This is a genomic window from Enterobacter sp. MF024, assembly GCF_005843915.1.
Taxonomy (GTDB): domain Bacteria; phylum Pseudomonadota; class Gammaproteobacteria; order Enterobacterales; family Enterobacteriaceae; genus Enterobacter; species Enterobacter barmai.
Genome location: NZ_VCBB01000001.1, coordinates 476,463 through 496,438, shown reverse-complemented (window position 1 = coordinate 496,438; position 19,976 = coordinate 476,463). Strand labels below are relative to the sequence as shown.

The following is a 19,976-nucleotide window of genomic DNA, read 5'->3' as shown; positions in this document are numbered from 1 at the left end:
CCGCCATAGCGCAATTCCCTGTTTGCATTACACTCATAAACCAGACCAACACACCTGCGAATTTTGAAGAGATAATGCATGTCTGCCAGCGATTTATCCCAGATGGGCATCGCCAGCGTGGCGAAAAAGGTCAATGACGACGGCCATACCGTTATTGAGAAGTGCCCGGTTGGCGACGTGGAATACGCTTTTTATCACTCCGCCGCGACGGAGCTTAAACAGGCAGGCATCGCGACGCCAACGCTCTGGTACTCTGATGCCACCCTGCGCAAGTTAACCCTGGAGTTTATTCCTCACCCGGTTGAACAGTCGTCTGTCGCAAGTGATAACGCTATCCGTATGCTGGGACGTCTGCATCGTTACCCGGTAAATAGTGCCTGGCGCTACCATACCCACCAGTGGTCAGCATCAGCGCTGCAAAAATCGCTCCTGCTCCTGGCCATACCTGAAAAATGCGCGCAGCAGCTACGGCGATTTCAGCAGTGCAGCGATGTGCTGTTTAGCGGCCAGGGACTGGTTTCGGGTGACAGCAACGCTGGCAACTGGGGAAGAAGAGAGAACGGTGAATGGGTTCTTTTTGACTGGGAGAGATTCGGACAAGGGAGCCCTGGTATCGACCTCGCCCCTCTTATAAAGGGAATGGGGACGAAGCACACCTTTATCGATCTCGCTGAACGCTACTGCCAGCTGTCCGGTCAGCATAATGTCCATGACCTGGCGCGGGAAATAGCCATTGCCAAAGCGTGGATTGTCACTGAGGTGATTGTGTTGTTGGATGCGCGGCAAAAGCGTGCATTTCCCCTTTATCTCAACTGGTATCAGGAACATCTTCCCGAGTGGTTAAACGACACAGTGAAAATGCTTTGAAGATGCGGGCGCTGACAGAGGCTGCCGATTGCCTTGACAGATTTTATTGCCGCGGTGAAAATGCTGTACATTAAAACAGTATTTATAGGGATCTGTTATGTTCGTTGAACTGGTTTACGACAAAAGAAACGTTGCGGGACTCGCAGGTGCCCGGGAAATCATCCTCGAAGAATTAACTAAGCGCGTGCACCGCATCTTTCCGGAAGCCGAAGTGAAGGTTAAGCCGATGCAGGCAAACGGCCTGAACAGCGATGCCAGTAAAAGCGATCGGGAAAAGCTGAACCGCATGCTGGAAGAGATGTTTGAAGAAGCGGATATGTGGCTGGTTTCGGAATGATGCCAAAATGATAAACGGTTCCCTCATTGGTGAGGGAATCATGGGGTAACTAACTGTTTTACCGCTCTGAATGTGCTCGCTGATCTTAACCAAGTAGTTTCAGGTCGGCTTTGCGGTGCCGCTTTTGCTCATCATAGTAATTCTCATGAGTGCCCAAACTCAGGAGGTAGATCACCAGCTTATGTTCAAGCCAGGTATAACCGAGCAGGTATTGCTGTTTCCCCATGTAAAACTTATGCACCCACAGATAACTGAGATCCCCCTTCTTCTTTTCGCCTATTTCCGGGTTTTCAATGATGTGTTCAATCTCTACATCAACGCTATCCTGCTCCTCTTTGGTCAGGCGTTTAAAGACTTTTTCAAAGCGACTTGACTGGTAGACCTCAATTTCCCGATCTGTCTTTTCTGCGCACATATTTCTTCATTCTCCCGTTATCCATTTCTGATTTCGCCAGCAGAATTTCGCTAATAAAGGAAAACGGCAGATCTGGATTATCCTCAGCAATACGCCCAATCTTAGCCCAGTGCTCAATCTGCTTGGGTACACTACGGCTCATCGCTTCTGCGTGAATTTTCACTTCTTCAACGAAATCATCATCCAGTCGAATGCTTGTTGCCATTTTAAACCTCATCATTTAGTCACCCGCGCCAGTAAGGTATTGGGATGGTTTCAATCGTTACGCCAGTTTGACGCATTACGATTAAAATTATGCGACAAATTGTCGCGTAATGCAATTTAGTGACGCGAGGAAATAGAGTGCTGCCTGGTTATTGGGTTGTATCCACTCCCCCTCTTTCTTTAAAAAAAGCAAAGGGGCCAATGAGCCCCTGAATGATTACACCCGCACTCAATGCGCAGTGATATAGGGTTCTTTCACAAACTCCGCCAGCAATCAGGCACACAGGAGGTGAACTTTTCTCCCACGATGAGTTGGGCTATCAGGTGCCGCAACGCATTGACTTTACGACCCTGAAACTGGGAAGAAAAGCGTTAACCCTGATTTACACAGGGTTACTTTGTGGTTTGCGAGGCGTCTTCCAGAAAGGGCTTGCCGGGGGCGCTGCGCTTGCCCGGCCTACAAAATTCACCCTCAAATTTTCAGCGTATCGATTACCGCTCTTAAGGCTGGTGACACGTTGCGATGGGGATAATAGAGGAACAACCCGTCCATACGCAGGCTGTAGCGCTGCAACACCCGGATCAGGGTCCCGCGCTGTAAATCATTCTCCACCAGCTCTACCGGAACGTAAGCCAGCCCCAGACCCAGGCGGGCGGCCTCGGCCTCCATATAGCTGTCGGAGAGCGCCCACTGCCCCTCGGGGCGATGCCTGATGCTTTTCTCGTCCTGAATCAGTTCCCAATGATAAAGGCTGCCGTCAGCAAACTGATAGGCAATGCAGGGATGAGCGGCTAAATCTGCGGGCGTCTGGGGGAATCCGTAGCGGCGAAGATGGTCGGGCGTGCCCACCACCGCCATCTCCATGTCAGGAGTGATACGCGTGGCGACCATGCCGGGCCCGACTTCCGGTCCCAGCCGGACACCGGCATCGAATCGCTCGGCGATGATGTCAACGAAACGGCTCTCATTCATCAGCTCCAGCCGGATATCCGGGTAGCGCTGTTTGAATACCGCCAGCTTCGGCAACAGACATTTATCGATGGCATGCTGGCTGGCATTGATGCGTACCCTGCCGGAGGGGGTCTCGCGATAGTGCGCCAGGGTGGCAAGCCCGCTGTCCAGCGCGTCAAAAGCGGATTCCGTCGCCTGATAGAGCTGCTCCCCTGCCTGCGTCAGCGACAGCCTGCGCGTGGTACGCACCAGCAGCTGCACGCCGAGCCGCTCTTCCAGCTCGCGTACGGAACGGCTGATCCCGGACTGGGCCAGACCAAGCCGTTGGGCTGCAGCGGTAAAGCTCCCCTCCCGCACCACCTGCATAAACAGGTACAGCTCGTTGTAATTTTCCCGTTTGGCCATCACGCCCTCAATTCAGAACAATTTGGTATGAATCCTAGCAGTTTTCACCCTCTAATCAGCACTATTTCTGCTAACTATACTGGCCTCACCCCAACACAGCCCGGTACCTCTTATGAAAACGTTCACACACAAACTGACGGCGGCCCTGCCTGCAATGCTGCTATGTGCATCTTTAAGTGGAGTAACGACGATGAGTTATGCAGAAACAACCAATCCGAACGCTCCTGTGTCGATGGTGACGACATGGGACAAGACCTTTGCCGAAAGCAAGAAGGTGGATCACCGCAAGGTGACATTCCAGACCCGCTACGGCATCACCCTGGTGGGCGATCTCTATCTGCCGAAAGACCGGGGCAACCGCAAGCTGGCCGCGATTGCCGTGAGCGGACCGTTTGGCGCGGTGAAGGAGCAGTCCAGCGGCCTGTATGCGCAGACCCTGGCGGAGAAAGGCTTTGTGACCCTGGCCTTCGACCCCTCATACACCGGGGAAAGTGGCGGCCAGCCGCGCAATGTCGCCTCCCCGGATATCAACACCGAAGACTTCAGCGCGGCAGTGGATTTCCTGGGATTACAGAAAGAGGTGGATCGCAACCGGATCGGCATTATTGGCATCTGCGGCTGGGGCGGAATGGCGCTGAACGCGGCGGCCATGGACACCCGCGTGAAGGCGGTCGCCACCAGCGTGATGTACGACATGAGCCGGGCGATGGGCCACGGCGTGGGTGATGGCAAAGACCGTTACTCTGCTGCCGATCGCCATGCCGTATTGCAGTACCTGAACGAACAGCGCTGGAAGGACGCCGAGAGCGGCACCTTTGCCCATGCCGGGCATGATATTTATGTCGAGAACGGCAAAGCGAGCGCGGCTGACCGTATTTTGCCAGAGGCGTTACCTGCCGATCCGCACCCGGTCCTGAAAGAGTTCTTCGATTACTACCGGATGCCGCGCGGCTTCCACGAACGTTCAGTGAACTCTACCGGCGCCTGGACCGCGACCATGCCGCTGTCGTTCATGAATATGCCGCTGCTGAGCTACGCCAGCGAAATCGCTATTCCGACGCTTATCGTTACCGGTGAAAAAGCCCACTCACGCTACTTCGCTGAAGACGCCTATAAGGCCGTCGGCAGCAAACAGAAAGCGCTGGTGATTGTCCCGGGTGCCAACCACGTCGACTTATACGACAACGCTGCCGGTAAGATCCCGTTCGGTCAGTTTGAGCAGTTCTTCAAAACCAGTCTGAAATAACCCTCTGCGCCACCTGTGTCTTACAGGTGGCCTTTATGAAATCTGAATATGTCACCACTGAGCCAAACCACACATCATAAAACTCCGCACGCATACTGGGGCGGTATTTTTGCCATGACCCTGTGCGTGTTCGTGCTGATCGCCTCGGAATTTATGCCGGTCAGCCTGCTTACGCCCATCGCCGGAGATCTCGGCGTCACCGAGGGGATGGCGGGCCAGGGCATTGCCATCTCCGGCGCGCTGGCGGTTCTGACCAGCCTGAGCCTCCCGCAACTTGCCGGGAGCATAAACCGTAAAATGCTCCTGTTGGGCATGACGATCCTGATGGCGTTGTCGGGGCTCATTATCGCCCTCGCCTCCAGCTATCTGGTCTATATGGCCGGGCGAGCGCTGATTGGCATTGCCATCGGCGGCTTCTGGTCGCTCTCTGCGGCAACGGCCATGCGTCTGGTGCCGCCGCATCAGGTTTCCCGCTCGCTGGCGATTTTTAACGGCGGTAACGCCCTGGCGACGGTGGTTGCCGCCCCGCTCGGCAGCTATCTCGGGGCTACCATTGGCTGGCGCGGCGCCTTCCTGTGTCTGGTTCCCGTTGCGGTTGTGGCCTTCATCTGGCAATGCTTCAGCCTGCCGAAGATGGAGAATAATCAGCCGTCACGCGGTACGGTACTGCGCCTGTTCCGTCAGCCGGTGGTTTCCGTGGGCCTGTTCGCCTGCGGCCTGTTCTTTATGGGGCAGTTTGCATTATTCACCTACGTGCGTCCGTTCCTGGAGACCGTCACCCACGTCAGCGCCTACGGTTTATCACTGATCCTGCTCACCATCGGCATCGCCGGTTTTGTGGGCACGCTGATTATCGCCACTTTTCTGAACGCGCGCTTTTATCAGACCTTAATGGCAATCCCGCTCTTGATGGCCGCCATCGCCGGAATGCTGGTCCTGACCGGACACCGCCTCTGGATCGTGGCCCTGCTATTGGGGCTCTGGGGACTGCTGGCGACAGCGGCACCTACGGGATGGTGGTCGTGGATCGCCCGTACTCTGCCCGACGATGCAGAAGCAGGCGGTGGGCTGATGGTGGCGGTGATCCAGTTGTCGATTGCCCTGGGTTCCACGGCGGGCGGCATGGTTTTTGATCATATTGGCTGGCAGAGCACCTTTGCGATGAGCAGCATTTTACTGCTGAGCGCGGTGGTGCTGACGTTCTGGACTTCGCGAAAGAGCGCTGTGGTGTGTTAGTGAAAAGCCCCGGAAAATGATTCGGGGCTGAAGCATCAGAGAGAAAGTTCGGAATCTTTAATATTGGCGATGGGTCCGAGGATCGCGGTATCAAATTCGCGTACCGTGCCGCCCGCAGCAACACGTTCAGGCCAGTCATGATTTGCCAGGGCGCCACGGCCAAGCGCAATGAAATCCGCCCCCTTCTCCATCACCTCTGTCGCCCGCGTCTCATCGTGGAGGCTGCCATTTGCCATAATCGTCAGATGGGGAGCATATTTCCGCGCCAGCTCAATCAATGAGAGCGGGTTATCAGGAAATGCGGGTTGCCAGGCTTCGTATTCCGTCAGGTGCAGGTAATCGATACCCGATTGAGCAAGCAGCGAAAATACCACACGGGCATCGTCCTCGCCGTTGGCCCATTTATGGAAAAAGTCATTTACTTTCCCCTGTGAGATACGGATCCCTACCGGAATATCATGACCTACCCGCTGTCTGACAGACTGAATAACGTCAAGGCTGAGTTGAAGGCGGCCAGCGATATCCCCGCCCCAGCGATCGGTCCGCTGATTGGTATAATCCGTGAAGAACTGATCGAGAAGATAGCCATTGGCACCATGGATCTCCACCCCATCAAAGCCTGCTTCGAAAACGGCGTGCGCAGCCGCATCGGCAAAGCTGTTAATAATGTCCTCTATTTCGTCTTCAGCGAGTTCACGTGGCACAGGGTATTCCCCTTCACCCCGATAAAACGTCATCTGCTTGCCTGCCGGACGAACAGCGCTGGGTGCCACAGTACCCTCCCTGAAATAGTTTCCCTGGGAGAGTGCGCCAGCGTGCTGGATTTGGGCAAAAATTCGCCCGTTCTGCTGGTGGACTGCGTCGGTAACGTTGCGCCAGCCTGCCATCTGTTCCGGGCTGGTTAACCCTGCCTGAAAGGCGTAGGTCTGGGACCATTTTTGATCAATATAAATCCCTTCTGATATCACCAGGCCGAAACCACCGCGGGCAAAACTCTCGTAGTAAACCTTCATACGATCGCTGGCGATCCCGTCTTCTGAGGCGGTGACCCGGGTCATGGGTGCGACGACCAGACGGTTTTTTAAATCAATCCCGCCAATTTTGCCCGGCGTAAAAAGAGGTATTGTATTCATGATGTGCTCCTGACAAATTAAATCGTTAACACACTATAATCACTGTTTATTCAGGCTTAAACGGGGCAAACTGATAAGGCTGTATAACGATTATCGTTATAATTGAGTGATTTTTGTTAGCCTGTTAATGACATTTGCGACGATGCAAATACCGGAGTGATTATGAATTTGCAGGACGTTGCCCTCTTTCTGGTTATAACCGAAACGCGCAGTCTGACCCAGGCGGCGAAACGACAGGGTATTTCAGCCATGGCCGTTTCAAGACGCCTCGCCTCGCTTGAAAGCGAGCTGGGAACGCGTCTTTTACAAAGGACGACCCGGTCTGTTTCATTAACGCAGGAGGGTATGGAATTTCTGCCTTATGCCCGGGCGCTTATTGAGGCAGAGTCAGGAGCCCGGGCGCTGTTTTCGCCTTCAACTCAAGGCGCGACCGGATTATTGAGGGTAACCGCCCCTTCAGGATTTGGGCGACGTCATATTTTGCCTCTGATATCAGAACTGTTATCAGAAAATCCAACGTTACGTATCGACCTGCAATTTACCGAAGATGTGGTTGATATTGTAGGGAAAGGGTTCGATGTCGCCATACGTATCGCCCCCTTGAAGGACTCCACGCTCATCGCCCGCAAAATTGCTGACAATCCGCGAATAGTCTGCGCCTCACCCGAGTATCTGAAGACGATTGGTATGCCGCATCGTGTTGATGATTTACTGAAGCATCATTGCCTCAGGCTCAGCAGCGTTCCTCAATGGATGTTCGAACGTGATGGCGAACTCCTCAGGGTCGGTGTTGATGGACGCTTCAGCTCCGATAACGTCGAAGGGGTAAGAGAGTTGTGTACCCAGGGTCTGGGCATTGCGCAGCTGACCCGCTGGGATGTCATGAAAGAAATCCGCAACGGGACGCTTGTTGAGATTAATTTCGCTGATGCCAACCCTCAGGCGTTGTCAGTCTGGGCGGTGCTGCCAACAACACGTTACCTTCCCCTGCGGGTCAGCACATTTATTGAAAAATTGAAGTTATCGCTGGTGCCTGGCAGCCAGGCTGAATTTGTCCTGCCGGGGCGATAATAGTTAATCCGGCGATGTCCCGCGCGCAAGGAGTGTGTTTTGCAGGCTCAGGCTGAGTAGCGGTCAACAACAGCATAATGTCTTCAGAACAGGACGCCGCCTGAAATGTGCGGCTGTCCCTGAGGTCTTACACCCCTATCGGTTGATAGCCCTGCCATTCCGGTCGGTCGCGGACACCTGTCTCGCAGGGCGTCAGATGAATAAACAGATCTCCGATCTTCTCAAGCAACAGGCAATCATCAACCTCTTTCAGGTTGTCTTTATGCTGCTGATCGACGCCACAGAGCAGCGTTTTCATCGCCTTTTTCTTCGCACCCTGCGCATTTTCGGCGACAAAGAGATCGAATTCATGCAGCTCGGCAAGGGTATCCGGCCTGTAACCACCCGCGTTGACGAAAAACAGTTTCTGCGCAGACGGCGATGGCTCAGGGGAAAGCGAGACGGAATAGCCATCGGCCCAGGTGATGCGGCTGTAACCATCGATATGAATTTTATCGCTATCCCCAAACCAGGCTTCACGTAGCGCAGGCCAGGCATCTTTCGGTTGGTTGGCGGCGACAAACTGAATGTCATGCACTTCAATATTCGATTTACCGGCGTTGCCACCGATATAAAACATATACAGATTCATTGATACCCTCTAAGCATGTTAATCGCTATATATTTGACTATATAACGATTATGGATGCAACTCACATGTCGGGCGTCATTCAGCCAGCTTTGTACGCCTGCCACTCGCCCCACACATTCTCTGGATCAATATCGCGGTAGCCGCGCTCTCTGATCATCTCCTCGGCAGCCTCGTCCGGCAGACGAATGGCCGTGGCGCCATCGCGGATGGATTCAACGTCCTGCCGGGTTAATTCCCGCCCCATCTCCTGTTCTTTATCAATCAGGACTACGATTAATGCGGGCACAAAAACAATCTTCATTCTTATAATCCCCTAATATGTTTGCATGCCACAGTATCATTGACAGTCATAGTTCCAAAGTCGTTAACACTCATCCGGACGGGGCTCCGCACTCAACCCAAAGGCGTAAAAACAATGCTCAGAATTCTTGGCAAAACCACCTCCATCAACGTGCGCAAAGTGCTCTGGACCTGCGAAGAAGCGGGCCTGGACTATCAGCAGGAGGATTACGGCAGCGGCTTTGCCTCTACGGAAACCGAGGCATTTCGCAAATTGAACCCGAACGCCATGGTGCCGGTGATAATCGATAATGATTTCGTGCTGTGGGAATCCAACGCCATCTGCCGCTATCTGGCGCGCAAGGCCGGGCGCGACGACCTGCTTCCTGTAGAACCGCAGGCCTGTGCCAACGTCGAACGCTGGATGGACTGGCAGGCCTCGGAATTCAACAACGCCTGGCGCTACGTCTTCCCGGCGCTGGGGCGCAAAAACCCGGACTATAACGATCCGGCCCGTATTGCGGCGGGGATCAAGGAGTGGAACCACTGCGTTATGATCCTTGAACGGCAGCTGCAAAAAACCGGCTGTTGGGTGGCAGGCGAAACCTTTACTCTGGCGGACGTGGTGCTGGGGCTGTCGGTGAACCGCTGGAAGATGACGCCTTTTGAGCATCCGGACGTGCCCGCGATTGAGGCCTGGTTTGAACGTTTAAACCAGCGCCCGGCGTTTTTACGCCACGGCAATAATGGCATGCTGTGAGCTGAAAGCTCAGGAGATTAATAATCACTTTCTTATCAAGGTTATTTTAATTAATTACTAAATCCATACCCTCCGGTGCAGCTTTAATAATTAAGCACTATCCTGGACAACCCGGGAATTGCCTTTGCTAGCCTGATTATTCAGGCAAAGCTCAAACCGGAGGTATTCTTTGCTGATTAAACTGAAGAAAGAACGAACCCATCAGGAGGATCGTCGCCTTGCCCTCTGGCTGGCCACCTCCGCAGGATTGCTGAACGCCATTGCGCTGGGGGCATTTGGCTTCTTTCCTTCCCATATGACGGGCAACACTTCGCAATTTTCCAGCGAAGTCTCCTCAACGGATCTGAACGATATTATTTTCTTTGCCACCATTATTCTGTCGTTTGTGACGGGCGCAATCATTGCGCGGATTATCGTTTTATGGGGCATTATTCAGAATGTGCGGCTGATTTTTTGTCAGGTTTTATTAATAGAGGGATTATTACTGGCCGGCGTCTCCCTGTATGAATTGTTTTTTCATACCTTCACCACCAATCGTGAAATTATTGTTTTTCTCTGCGGCCTGATGGGGATCCATAATTCCACCTCCACCCAACTCTCCGGCGGACGGGTACGATCCACCCACATCACCGGCACGTTAACCGACGCGGGTATTTCGCTGGCCTCCGTGGTGGTGGCGATGCTACGCCGGGATTACTCGAAAGACACGGCAGCCCAAAGAAGTCAGCTTAAAACCCATCTCACCACCCTTTTCTCGTTTATCAGCGGGGGAATTGCCGGGCTGATCCTGTTCAGGTGGTTTGGCTTTCATGCGATGCTGGCCCTGGGGCTCATGCTGGTTTTGGTGGCCGCCTTCTCCATCATCAGTACCTCGCTGCGGGTGCGAAAAGTTCGTGCTGCACTTGGCAAATAACAGTTACCGCCCTTTCGTTAAGTGACGTTGTCACTTAACGAAATCATCTTTAAGACTATTCTGCCCTCCCCCTGACCAGGCCTTACCCCATAAGGCTTAACTCCGGGTTTCCCCAAGTTTCATAGGGTTACGAATTTTCCCGCTTCGCTGGAACCCTTCCCGATCCCTTGCTATAGCTGAAATACCCCTGCCAAAACATGGCATAACAACAGGCAACCGGTGGTTGCTATAACGCATGCGCACAGGGAGACACACCGCAATGCACCCATTACTCAAACGTTCGCTGCTTTTTGTCGGCGCTATTATCGTGGTTCTCGCCCTCCTCGTCTGGGGGATTGGGCTCGAGACGATTAAAGCGCGCCAGGTCGATCTGGTCTATCTCGGGCAACAGCACCTGATTTTAGTCTTCTCATCGATGTTCTTCGCCCTGCTGGTCGGTATTCCCAGCGGTATTCTGCTGAGCCGCCCCGCTGCACGCGGTATCGCCGAATACGTGATGCAAATCTTTAACGTCGGCAACACCCTGCCTCCGCTGGCGGTTCTGGCGCTGGCGATGGTGGTGATTGGCATCGGCGATACGCCAGCCATTATCGCCCTGTTCCTCGCCTCGCTGCTGCCCATTGTGCGTAACACCTACGCCGGGCTGTGCTCGGTCCCGGCGTCGTTACTGGAAGCGGCAAACGGCATCGGGATGACCAAATGGCAGCGCCTGCGCCAGGTGGAACTGCCAAACGCCTGGCCGGTAATGCTCTCCGGGATCCGCATCGCCACCGCCATTAACGTGGGTACCGCACCGCTGGCCTTCCTGATTGGCGCCAGCAGCTACGGCGAGCTGATTTTCCCCGGCATTTATCTCAACGACTTCCCGACGCTGATCCTGGGCGCGGCGGCGACCGCCCTGTTTGCCCTGATCCTGGATACGCTGCTGGCGGCGCTGGGCCGTCTGATGAGCCCGCATATCGCGCGATAATTATAACAAGGAGCTTCTATGAGACTGTTTACCGGCCTGGCGGCGCTCTGTACCGCCGCGCTCTTTACCAGCCAGGCGCTTGCTGCGCCCCTGATCCTGGCGACCAAAAGTTTTACCGAGCAGCATATTCTTTCGGCCATGACCGTGCAGTATCTGCAGAAGAAAGGGTTTGAGGTTAAACCGCAGACCAACATCGCTACCGTTATCTCCCGTAACGCGATGATCAACAAGCAGATCGATATGACCTGGGAGTACACCGGCACGTCGCTGATCATCTTTAACCACATCAACAAACGCATGTCGCCGGAAGAGTCTTACGAGACGGTGAAACGCCTGGACGCGAAGCACGGCCTGGTGTGGCTCAAACCTGCCAACATGAATAACACCTACGCCTTTGCCATGCAGCGTAAGCGTGCCGAAGCGGAGCACATCAACACCATGTCGGAGCTGGTGGCGAAGATTGAGCAGGTGCGTAAAACCGATCCGGACAACAACTGGATGCTGGGCCTCGATCTCGAATTCTCCGGGCGCAGCGACGGCATGAAGCCGCTGCAGGCCGCCTATCAGATGGAGCTGGATCGCCCGCAGATCCGCCAGATGGATCCCGGTCTGGTCTATAACGCGGTACGCGACGGCTTTGTCGATGCGGGCCTTGTCTACACCACCGACGGGCGCGTAAAAGGCTTCGATCTGAAGGTGCTGGAAGATGATAAAGGCTTCTTCCCGAGCTACGCGGTGACTCCTGTGGTGCGTAAAGACACGCTGGAGGCTAATCCGGGGCTGGAAGAGGCGCTGAACACCCTCTCCGCCCAGCTCAATAACGACGTTATCACCGAACTGAATAAGAAAGTGGATATCGATCATCAGTCACCGCAGCAGGTCGCCCGTGATTTCCTGCGTAGCAAGCAGCTGCTGTAAGGAGGCGCTATGGAAACCGTTCACTACATCATTGATAACTGGGGCTATCTGTTAAGCCTGACGCTGCAACATCTGTGGCTGGTCGCGCTGGCCGTGGGCCTTGCCATTATTATCGGCGTGCCGCTCGGCATTCTGATTGTGCGCCACAAATGGCTGGCAACGCCGGTGCTGGGGATTGCCACTATCGTCCTGACCATCCCGTCCATTGCCCTGTTCGGCCTGATGATCCCACTCTTTTCGCTGATCGGTCAGGGTATTGGCGCCCTGCCCGCGATTACGGCGGTGTTCCTCTACTCGCTGCTGCCGATTGTGCGTAACACCCATACCGCGCTGGACAGCCTGCCGCCCGGCCTGCGCGAAGCGGGTCGCGGGATCGGCATGACCTTCTGGCAGCGTCTGCGCTGGGTAGAAATTCCAATGGCGCTGCCGGTAATTTTTGGCGGCATCCGCACCGCCGTGGTGATGAATATCGGCGTGATGGCCATTGCCGCCGTGATCGGCGCCGGCGGGCTGGGTCTGCTGCTGCTTAACGGCATTGGCGGAAGCGATATTCGTATGTTGATTGCGGGCGCGCTGATGATTTGTCTTTTAGCGATTGTGCTCGACTGGTTACTGCACCGTCTGCAGATCGTACTGACTCCAAAGGGGATTCGATAATGATAAAACTGGAAAACCTCACCAAACAATTTTCACAGAAACAGGGCCAGACATTTAAGGCCGTCGACAACGTCAACCTGAACGTGCCTGAAGGGGAGATGTGCGTCCTGCTGGGTCCGTCCGGCTGCGGCAAAACCACTACCCTGAAGATGATTAACCGGCTCATCACGCCGAGCAGCGGTACCATCCAGATTAACGGTCAGGACACCACTGACATGGATACCGTAACCCTGCGCCGCAACATCGGTTACGTGATCCAGCAGATTGGTCTGTTTCCGAACATGACCATCGAAGAGAACATCACCGTGGTTCCGCGCATGCTGGGCTGGGACAAAGCCCGGTGTAAAACCCGCGCCGAAGAGCTGATGGATATGGTGGCGATGGATCCGCATAAGTTCCTCAACCGCTATCCGCGCGAGATGTCCGGCGGCCAGCAGCAGCGTATCGGCGTTATCCGCGCGCTGGCGGCGGATCCTCCGGTCCTGCTGATGGATGAGCCTTTCGGTGCGGTGGACCCGATTAACCGTGAGGTGATCCAGAACCAGTTCCTCGAGATGCAGCGCAAGCTGAAAAAGACCGTGATGCTGGTGAGCCACGACATCGACGAAGCGCTAAAGCTGGGCGATCGTATCGCCGTCTTCCGCCAGGGGAAAATTGTCCAGTGCGCCAGCCCGGACGAGCTGCTGGCGAAACCGGCCAACGAGTTTGTCGGCTCGTTTGTCGGCCAGGACCGTACCCTGAAGCGTCTGCTGCTGGTATCCGCAGGCGACGTCACGGATCAGCAGCCTACCCTGACCGTGCGTCCGGCCACGCCGCTGACCGAGGCGTTCGGGATTATGGATGACAACGACATTCGCGCCGTCACCGTGGTGGATGAGAACGGCAAACCGCTGGGCTTCGTGAAGCGCCGCGAAGCGCGCAATGCCAGCGGCACCTGTGCCGATCTGCTGCATCCGTTCCGCATGACCGGCAAAGCCGAGGACAACCTGCGCGTGGTGCTTTCGCGTCTGTATGAGAGCAACACCAGCTGGATGCCGATTGTCGATGAGGAAGGCCGCTACAACGGCGAAATTTCTCAGGACTATATTGCGGAATACTTAAGCTCCGGCCGCACGCGCCGGGCGCTGAATATTCACAGCGAAGGTTAATCCTGTGAGCCGGGCACTGCCCGGCTCTTCACATTGCTAACCCCGCGTTTTCCCGCCAGAATATTGTATCTTCCCTGTTTGTGCGTAACCCATGCATCGACTTCATGCTTACCCTGATATCCGGGCCATGTTTCGCCGGTTGCTGATTGCCAGCATCACCGGCGTGCTGGCGGCGCTGGCCGTGGCCCTGTTTCGTCATGCCCTGTATTTGCTCGAGTGGCTGTTTCTGAGTAACGACAGCGGCAGCCTGGTCAATGCCGCCAGCGGCCTTTCGCCATGGCGACGCGCGCTGACGCCTGCTCTCGGCGGGCTGGCTGCCGGGCTGTTGCTCTGGGGATGGCAGCGGATGACCGCCCAGCGTCCGCATGCGCCCACCGACTATATGGAAGCGCTTGATACGGGTGACGGGCAGTTTGACTACGCCGCAAGCCTGGTTAAATCCCTGGCGTCGCTGCTGGTGGTCGCCAGCGGCAGCGCCATTGGCCGGGAAGGGGCGATGATCCTGCTGGCCGCCCTCGCCGCCTCCTTTTTCGCCCAACGCTTTACGCCTAAAACCGAATGGAAGCTGTGGATCGCCTGCGGGGCCGCCGCCGGGATGGCCAGCGCCTATCATGCCCCGTTAGCCGGCAGCCTGTTTATTGCCGAGATTCTGTTCGGCACGCTGATGCTGGCGTCGCTCGGCCCGGTGGTGATTGCCGCCGTAGTGGCGCTGCTCACCACCCGCCTGCTCAGCCCCGGCGCAAACACCCTGTACGAGGTGCATATCAGCGAAACGCTAACCGCGGTGGATTATTCATTGATTGTGGGAATGGGATTGCTGGCGGGCCTCTGCGGCCCGGCGCTGATGTGGCTCATGACCTTCAGCCATTCCCTTTTCCTGCGCCTTAAGCTCTCTCCGCCGTGGCAGTTGGCGATGGGTGGGCTCATCGTCGGGCTGCTGTCGCTGCTGACGCCTAAGGTCTGGGGCAATGGCTACAGCGTTTTGCAGGGGTTCCTGCTCGCGCCGCCGCTGCTGTCGGTGATTGCGGGGGTATTCATCTGCAAGCTGCTGGCCGTTCTGGCCAGCAGCGGCTCTGGCGCGCCGGGCGGGGTATTCACCCCAACGCTGTTTGTCGGCATGGCAACCGGAATGCTCTTCGCCCAGCTGTTTATGCTGTGGCTGCCCGGCTCCGAAACGGCGATTTTGCTGGGACTTGCAGGAATGGCGACGCTGCTCGCCGCCACGACGCACGCGCCAATCATGTCGGCGCTGATGGTCTGTGAAATGACCGGGCAGTACTTCCTGCTGCCCGGTTTATTGATTGCCTGTGTGGTGGCGTCGGTGCTGTCGCGGACGTTACGCCACGACTCGATCTACGGAGAGCACGCTGCCGAAAGCCGAGAGGTCGATGTAGTGCGCTAGCTCGCGCTGTTCGGCGCGCGGCAGGTACGGCAGTTCACCCACCAGCGGAGCGGGCAGCTTTTTGCTAAGCACCTCAATAATTTCGGCATAGTGCGCCAGACCCGGATTGATGCGGTTCGCCACCCAGCCCACCAGCGGCAGGCCGTCATTGGCGATGGCCTGCGCCGTCAGCAGGGCGTGGTTGATACAGCCTTCCTGAATGCCCACCACCATCAGCACCGGGAGTTGCTCCTGCACCACCCACTCTGATAACGGACGCAAATCATTCATCAGGCTGCGCCAGCCGCCGGTGCCTTCGACCACAACGTGTTCGACCTTCTCGCTCAGGCTGGCAAGCCCGTTCGACAACAGGGTGTAATTCACCAGACCACTGTGCGCCACGCTGCTCTCATCTTCGCTGAGGGCAATAGGGTTGATCGCGTGATAAGGCAGTTCTAAAGAGGAGACACTTTGCAGTACCAGCGCATCTTTATTGCGCAATCCTTCCGGCGTCTCTTTACTCCCTTTGGCTACCGGTTTGTACCCTGCAACACTCCTTCCGCTGGCCATCATGGCCTGCAGCAAGGCGCGGGATACCACCGTCTTGCCGACAGAGGTATCAGTACCCGTTACAAAGAAACGCTTAAGCATCACTTACTCCACCGTTATGCTCTGAAAATATAAATGAAGGTAATAATTCAGTGGAGGAAGTCTAAGGCATGCGCTATCTGACCGGTTTGAGATAGCGCAATTTTTGGTAAGACTGTAAAAAAACAGTTAACCCTGCAGCAGACGGATCAATAGTGAGCCGTTATACATCGCATCTTTTACCAGCGCCGCCCCGGCCATCGTGCCCTGATTGGTGAACTGGGTGCTTTCCACCACGATGTGCTTGCTGTAGGCCGGTAACGACTGCTGGCGGATCGAGTCGGCGATCGCCGGGAAGAGAACGTCAGACGCCTGGCTCAGGGGCGAGCCAATCAGAATTTTTTGCGGGTTAAAGAGGTTAACCATGATGGCGATAATGCGCCCGACGTTGATGCCGACGCCGGTAATGATATCTTTTGCCAGCAGATCGCCCTGCTGCGCGGCCGCGCAAAGCGACTCCACCGTCAGGGGCTGGCCGTGCAGCGTCGAACTCATCGACTGGCCGAGCCTGAGCTGGGCCAGCTCCAGCACGCTGTCAACGCTGGCGATGGTCTCCAGGCAGCCGTGGTTACCGCAGTAACAGCGCTTGCCGTAGGGATCGACCTGAGTGTGGCCAATCTCCACCAGGCTGCTGCTGCCCGCGTGCAGCAGGCGGCCATCGGTGATCACCCCGGCCCCTACGTTGTGGTCGATCACCACCTGAATGACGTCGCGCGCGCCGCGAGAAGCACCGAACAGCGCCTCGGCCATCGTCCAGGCGCTGATGTCGTGCTGAATATAGACCGGCACGCCGGTGTGATTTTTCAGCACCTCGCCGAGCGGCATCTCTTTAACGTCTTCATAAAACGGCATGCGGTGCACGATGCCATTTTCGGTATCAATGATCCCCGGCATAGTGATGGCAATGGCAGTGAGACGTTCCAGCTTCTGCTGATGATCAATAAAAAACCGATCGATAAGGGCTGTGATCCGTACTTCCAGCGGTTCAGCAGCGACAAGTTCAAGCGGCAGCTTGTCCTCCACCACCAGTTTGCTGCTGAGGTCGCGCAGCGCAAGGTAGATTTCACCGCGGCTGATGCGTAATGAGAGGTAGTGCCAGGCCTCGGTTTCCACCACCAGCCCGACGGCCGGACGGCCACGACTGCCCGGCTCCTGAATTTCTGTTTCCTGCACCAGATGCGCTTCGAGCATCTCACGCACAATTTTGGTAATACTGGCGGGTGCCAGTTGCGCAAGACGGGAAAGATCGATGCGCGAGACCGGCCCAAGCTGATCAATCAGGCGATAGACTGCGCCCGCATTGGTCTGCTTAATCTGATCTATATGCCCTGGCTGACTATCAGCAACCACCACGTACTCCCTTATTTTCGCGCTTCGAAATAAACTGTGGGCTATGGTGAAGCACTTCTACAGTAATCGTCAAATTTTTACTTAGCCTTGTGATTTACAGCACATTTTTACCCGCTTTTTTTGCCGGTCAGCGGCCCGATGAGGCGCTAATCAGCAGATCCTTAAACCGTTGTGCCGCTGCGCTCAGTTCATGATGCCGGGACCACACCAGCCACATCTCTGAAACCGCGTCCACTTCGGCAATCGCCACCCAGCGCATTTCATGTAGCTGAAGCCGCCTGAAGGAAGCCGGAAGGATCGACACGCCGAGCCCCGCCGCCACCAGACCGATGATGGTCATCGCCTCGCCCACTTCCTGGGTAATGACCGGATTCACCCCATGGCGGCGCAGTAATCCCAGGATGTCATCGTACAGGCCGGTACCGACGTGGGGATCGAAAAAGACGAACGGCTCCTGCGCCAGTTCCGTGACGGAGATTTCAGGTTTTGCCGCCAGGGGATGGTCGCGATGGATCATCGCCAGCAGCGGTTCGCGCAGCACCCGCTGCCACGCCAGGGTGTCCGGCAACTGGGTATTGCGCATCAGGCCCAGATCGAGCGAACCTTCGTTCAGCGGGACGATCTGCTCCCGGGTATTGATCTCCCGGGTCTGGATATGCACATCCGGCGACAGGCGGCGAAACGACGACAGGGTGTGCGAGACAGCGCTGATAAACGGCGCGGAGGAGGTAAACCCGATGCGTAGCTCGCCGGTTTCGCCATGATGCAGGCGTTCTGCCCGGGCAGCAGCCTCGTCCACCATGCTCAGGATCTGGCGGCTGTCGGCGAGAAACTGACGCCCCGCCGCCGTCAGCCCGACGCTGCGATTAGTTCGGGCCAGCAGACGTGCTCCCACCTGCTGCTCCAGGGTCTGAATCTGCTGGCTCAGCGGCGGTTGCGAGATATTAAGCCGCTGAGCCGCACGACCAAAATGCAGCTCCTCGGCAACGGCAACAAAGTAGCGCAGATGACGTAGTTCGATATTCATATTTTTAACGTATCATTTGAGATTATTAATATATTAGACAGAATATTTACAATTTCCTACCCTGATCCCTGTGGTCATACCCGTCACCAGAAATCACGGGGATGTTGAAGCAAGGAACTTACGTGAGTCGTACAACAACGGCTGATATCGCCCCCAGCAATGATATCGATCTCTTACCGAACAAAGCCTTACCGGCACAGCTAATCAAACGCGGCACCCCACAGTTTATGCGCGTCACCCTGGCGCTCTTCTCCGCCGGCCTTGCCACCTTCGCCCTGCTCTACTGCGTGCAGCCGATCCTGCCGGTGCTGTCCCAGGAGTTTGGCGTCTCCCCGGCCAGCAGCAGTATTTCACTGTCGATCTCAACGGGAATGCTGGCGGTCGGCCTGCTGTTTACCGGCCCACTCTCGGACGCTATCGGGCGTAAACCGGTGATGGTCACCGCGCTGCTGCTGGCGTCGGTCTGTACCTTGCTGTCGACGATGATGACCAGCTGGCACGGGATTTTGATTATGCGCGCGCTGATCGGGCTCTCGCTTAGCGGCGTGGCGGCGGTGGGGATGACCTACCTCAGCGAGGAGATCCACCCCAGCTTCGTTGCTTTCTCCATGGGGCTCTACATCAGCGGGAACTCCATTGGCGGCATGAGCGGACGCCTGCTGAGCGGGGTCTTTACCGATTTCTTCAGCTGGCGGATAGCGCTGGCGGCGATCGGCTTTTTTGCGCTGGCTTCGGCGCTGATGTTCTGGAAAATCCTGCCGGAATCGCGTCATTTCCGCCCTACCGCGCTGCGGCCAAAAACGCTGCTGATTAACTTCCGCCTGCACTGGCGCGATAAAGGGCTGCCCCTGCTGTTTCTCACCGGATTCCTGCTGATGGGCTCGTTTGTGACTCTTTTTAACTACATCGGCTACCGGTTGATGCTTTCGCCGTGGCATCTGAGCCAGGCGCTGGTCGGCCTGCTGTCGGTGGCTTACCTGACCGGGACCTGGAGCTCCCCGAAAGCCGGGGCCATGACCACCCGCTTCGGGCGCGGCCCGGTGATGCTGGTCTCCACCGGCGTAATGCTGGCAGGCGTACTGATGACGCTGCTCTCCAGCCTGTGGCTGATTTTCGCCGGGATGCTGCTCTTCTCCGCCGGCTTCTTCGCCGCCCACTCTGTTGCCAGCAGCTGGATCGGCCCGCGCGCCCGCCGCGCGAAAGGCCAGGCATCGTCGCTGTATCTGTTCAGCTACTATCTGGGCTCCAGCATCGCCGGGACGCTCGGCGGCGTGTTCTGGCACCAGTACGGCTGGAACGGCGTCGGCGGGTTTATTGCGCTGATGCTGTGTGCGGCATTGCTGGTGGGACGGAGCCTTCATCGTCGTTTGCAATGAGATTTTTTTCACTACATTCTCACCGGACTGTAAATTCATTTATCGCAAACCG

At 56.2% G+C, this 19,976-nt stretch carries 22 protein-coding genes; 13 read left to right on the top strand and 9 right to left on the bottom strand.

All coding sequences use genetic code 11. The features are described 5' to 3' along the window. Positions 1-78: 78 nt before the first annotated feature. Together FFB58_RS02580 and FFB58_RS02575 are read left to right on the top strand one after the other, a co-directional pair. Positions 79-867 carry a phosphotransferase gene (locus FFB58_RS02580; RefSeq protein WP_138368879.1) on the top strand — a complete coding sequence of 263 codons (789 nt, stop codon included), beginning with the start codon at positions 79-81 and terminating at the stop codon, positions 865-867. A 97-nt stretch (positions 868-964) separates the two neighbouring features. Further along, on the top strand, positions 965-1,204 hold the full coding sequence (locus tag FFB58_RS02575) for a DinI family protein (protein WP_039029227.1): 240 nt from the start codon (positions 965-967) through the stop codon (positions 1,202-1,204). A gap of 85 nt (positions 1,205-1,289) precedes the next feature. Here FFB58_RS02575 and FFB58_RS02570 read toward each other — a convergent pair whose 3' ends face one another. The 3 genes from FFB58_RS02570 to FFB58_RS02560 all read right to left on the bottom strand — a co-directional run bounded on the left by FFB58_RS02570 (position 1,290) and on the right by FFB58_RS02560 (position 3,180). After that, complete coding sequence (locus tag FFB58_RS02570) at positions 1,290-1,619, bottom strand: type II toxin-antitoxin system RelE/ParE family toxin (protein ID WP_039029226.1); 330 nt, start codon at positions 1,617-1,619, stop codon at positions 1,290-1,292. Then, positions 1,588-1,824 carry a ParD-like family protein gene (locus FFB58_RS02565; protein WP_039029299.1) on the bottom strand — a complete coding sequence of 79 codons (237 nt, stop codon included), beginning with the start codon at positions 1,822-1,824 and terminating at the stop codon, positions 1,588-1,590. The genes FFB58_RS02570 and FFB58_RS02565 overlap by 32 nt, the downstream gene beginning before the upstream one ends. Positions 1,825-2,295: 471 nt before the next feature. After that, complete coding sequence (locus FFB58_RS02560) at positions 2,296-3,180, bottom strand: LysR family transcriptional regulator (protein ID WP_171029919.1); 885 nt, start codon at positions 3,178-3,180, stop codon at positions 2,296-2,298. 112 nt (positions 3,181-3,292) lie between these two features. Between FFB58_RS02560 and FFB58_RS02555 the strand changes: the two genes are divergently transcribed. Together FFB58_RS02555 and FFB58_RS02550 are read left to right on the top strand one after the other, a co-directional pair. Then, positions 3,293-4,426, top strand: a complete 1,134-nt coding sequence (locus tag FFB58_RS02555) for an alpha/beta hydrolase (RefSeq protein ID WP_138368877.1) — start codon at positions 3,293-3,295, stop codon at positions 4,424-4,426. A 48-nt stretch (positions 4,427-4,474) separates the two neighbouring features. After that, the gene (locus FFB58_RS02550) at positions 4,475-5,662 is read left to right on the top strand and encodes an MFS transporter (protein ID WP_039029224.1); all 1,188 of its coding nucleotides are present in this window, start codon (positions 4,475-4,477) and stop codon (positions 5,660-5,662) included. A 35-nt stretch (positions 5,663-5,697) separates the two neighbouring features. On the opposite strand, the gene FFB58_RS02545 is transcribed toward FFB58_RS02550, so the two are convergent. After that, positions 5,698-6,795 carry an NADH:flavin oxidoreductase gene (locus FFB58_RS02545; RefSeq protein WP_138368876.1) on the bottom strand — a complete coding sequence of 366 codons (1,098 nt, stop codon included), beginning with the start codon at positions 6,793-6,795 and terminating at the stop codon, positions 5,698-5,700. A 162-nt stretch (positions 6,796-6,957) separates the two neighbouring features. On the opposite strand from FFB58_RS02545, the gene FFB58_RS02540 reads away from it, so the two are divergent. Then, positions 6,958-7,866, top strand: coding sequence for a LysR family transcriptional regulator (locus tag FFB58_RS02540; RefSeq protein ID WP_138368875.1), 909 nt, complete (start codon positions 6,958-6,960; stop codon positions 7,864-7,866). Between the two features lie 127 nt (positions 7,867-7,993). Here the strand turns inward: FFB58_RS02540 and FFB58_RS02535 are convergent, their stop codons facing one another. Beyond that, positions 7,994-8,497 carry a DUF1543 domain-containing protein gene (locus FFB58_RS02535; protein ID WP_039029221.1) on the bottom strand — a complete coding sequence of 168 codons (504 nt, stop codon included), beginning with the start codon at positions 8,495-8,497 and terminating at the stop codon, positions 7,994-7,996. A gap of 79 nt (positions 8,498-8,576) precedes the next feature. Beyond that, positions 8,577-8,798 carry a hypothetical protein gene (locus FFB58_RS02530; RefSeq protein ID WP_039029220.1) on the bottom strand — a complete coding sequence of 74 codons (222 nt, stop codon included), beginning with the start codon at positions 8,796-8,798 and terminating at the stop codon, positions 8,577-8,579. 114 nt (positions 8,799-8,912) lie between these two features. Here FFB58_RS02530 and FFB58_RS02525 point away from each other — a divergent pair, with 114 nt between their 5' ends. The 7 genes from FFB58_RS02525 to clcB all read left to right on the top strand — a co-directional run bounded on the left by FFB58_RS02525 (position 8,913) and on the right by clcB (position 15,544). After that, the gene (locus FFB58_RS02525; protein ID WP_039029219.1) at positions 8,913-9,536 is read left to right on the top strand and encodes a glutathione S-transferase; all 624 of its coding nucleotides are present in this window, start codon (positions 8,913-8,915) and stop codon (positions 9,534-9,536) included. A 169-nt stretch (positions 9,537-9,705) separates the two neighbouring features. Continuing rightward, complete coding sequence (locus FFB58_RS02520) at positions 9,706-10,449, top strand: YoaK family protein (protein ID WP_138368874.1); 744 nt, start codon at positions 9,706-9,708, stop codon at positions 10,447-10,449. Positions 10,450-10,708: 259 nt separating this feature from the next. After that, complete coding sequence (gene osmY / locus FFB58_RS02515) at positions 10,709-11,419, top strand: osmoprotectant ABC transporter permease OsmY (protein ID WP_138368873.1); 711 nt, start codon at positions 10,709-10,711, stop codon at positions 11,417-11,419. A gap of 18 nt (positions 11,420-11,437) precedes the next feature. Further along, positions 11,438-12,337 carry an osmoprotectant ABC transporter substrate-binding protein OsmX gene (gene osmX, locus FFB58_RS02510; RefSeq protein ID WP_039029216.1) on the top strand — a complete coding sequence of 300 codons (900 nt, stop codon included), beginning with the start codon at positions 11,438-11,440 and terminating at the stop codon, positions 12,335-12,337. Positions 12,338-12,346: 9 nt separating this feature from the next. Next, a complete protein-coding gene (gene osmW, locus FFB58_RS02505; RefSeq protein WP_039029215.1) occupies positions 12,347-12,994 on the top strand; it encodes an osmoprotectant ABC transporter permease OsmW in 648 nt (215 codons plus the stop codon). Then, positions 12,994-14,142 carry an osmoprotectant ABC transporter ATP-binding protein OsmV gene (osmV, locus tag FFB58_RS02500; RefSeq protein WP_138368872.1) on the top strand — a complete coding sequence of 383 codons (1,149 nt, stop codon included), beginning with the start codon at positions 12,994-12,996 and terminating at the stop codon, positions 14,140-14,142. Before osmW ends, osmV begins: the two co-directional genes overlap by 1 nt. A gap of 91 nt (positions 14,143-14,233) precedes the next feature. Then, positions 14,234-15,544 carry a voltage-gated ClC-type chloride channel ClcB gene (gene clcB / locus FFB58_RS02495; RefSeq protein ID WP_138368871.1) on the top strand — a complete coding sequence of 437 codons (1,311 nt, stop codon included), beginning with the start codon at positions 14,234-14,236 and terminating at the stop codon, positions 15,542-15,544. On the opposite strand, the gene bioD is transcribed toward clcB, so the two are convergent. The 3 genes from bioD to FFB58_RS02480 all read right to left on the bottom strand — a co-directional run bounded on the left by bioD (position 15,479) and on the right by FFB58_RS02480 (position 18,548). Continuing rightward, a complete protein-coding gene (gene bioD / locus FFB58_RS02490) occupies positions 15,479-16,174 on the bottom strand; it encodes a dethiobiotin synthase (RefSeq protein ID WP_138368870.1) in 696 nt (231 codons plus the stop codon). The genes clcB and bioD overlap by 66 nt on opposite strands. A 126-nt stretch (positions 16,175-16,300) precedes the next feature. Next, the gene (mlc, locus tag FFB58_RS02485) at positions 16,301-17,521 is read right to left on the bottom strand and encodes a sugar metabolism global transcriptional regulator Mlc (RefSeq protein WP_039029211.1); all 1,221 of its coding nucleotides are present in this window, start codon (positions 17,519-17,521) and stop codon (positions 16,301-16,303) included. Positions 17,522-17,648: 127 nt separating this feature from the next. Then, positions 17,649-18,548, bottom strand: a complete 900-nt coding sequence (locus FFB58_RS02480) for a LysR family transcriptional regulator (RefSeq protein WP_138368869.1) — start codon at positions 18,546-18,548, stop codon at positions 17,649-17,651. A 122-nt stretch (positions 18,549-18,670) separates the two neighbouring features. Here FFB58_RS02480 and FFB58_RS02475 point away from each other — a divergent pair, with 122 nt between their 5' ends. Next, complete coding sequence (locus FFB58_RS02475) at positions 18,671-19,924, top strand: MFS transporter (protein WP_138368868.1); 1,254 nt, start codon at positions 18,671-18,673, stop codon at positions 19,922-19,924. Positions 19,925-19,976 lie beyond the last annotated feature (52 nt).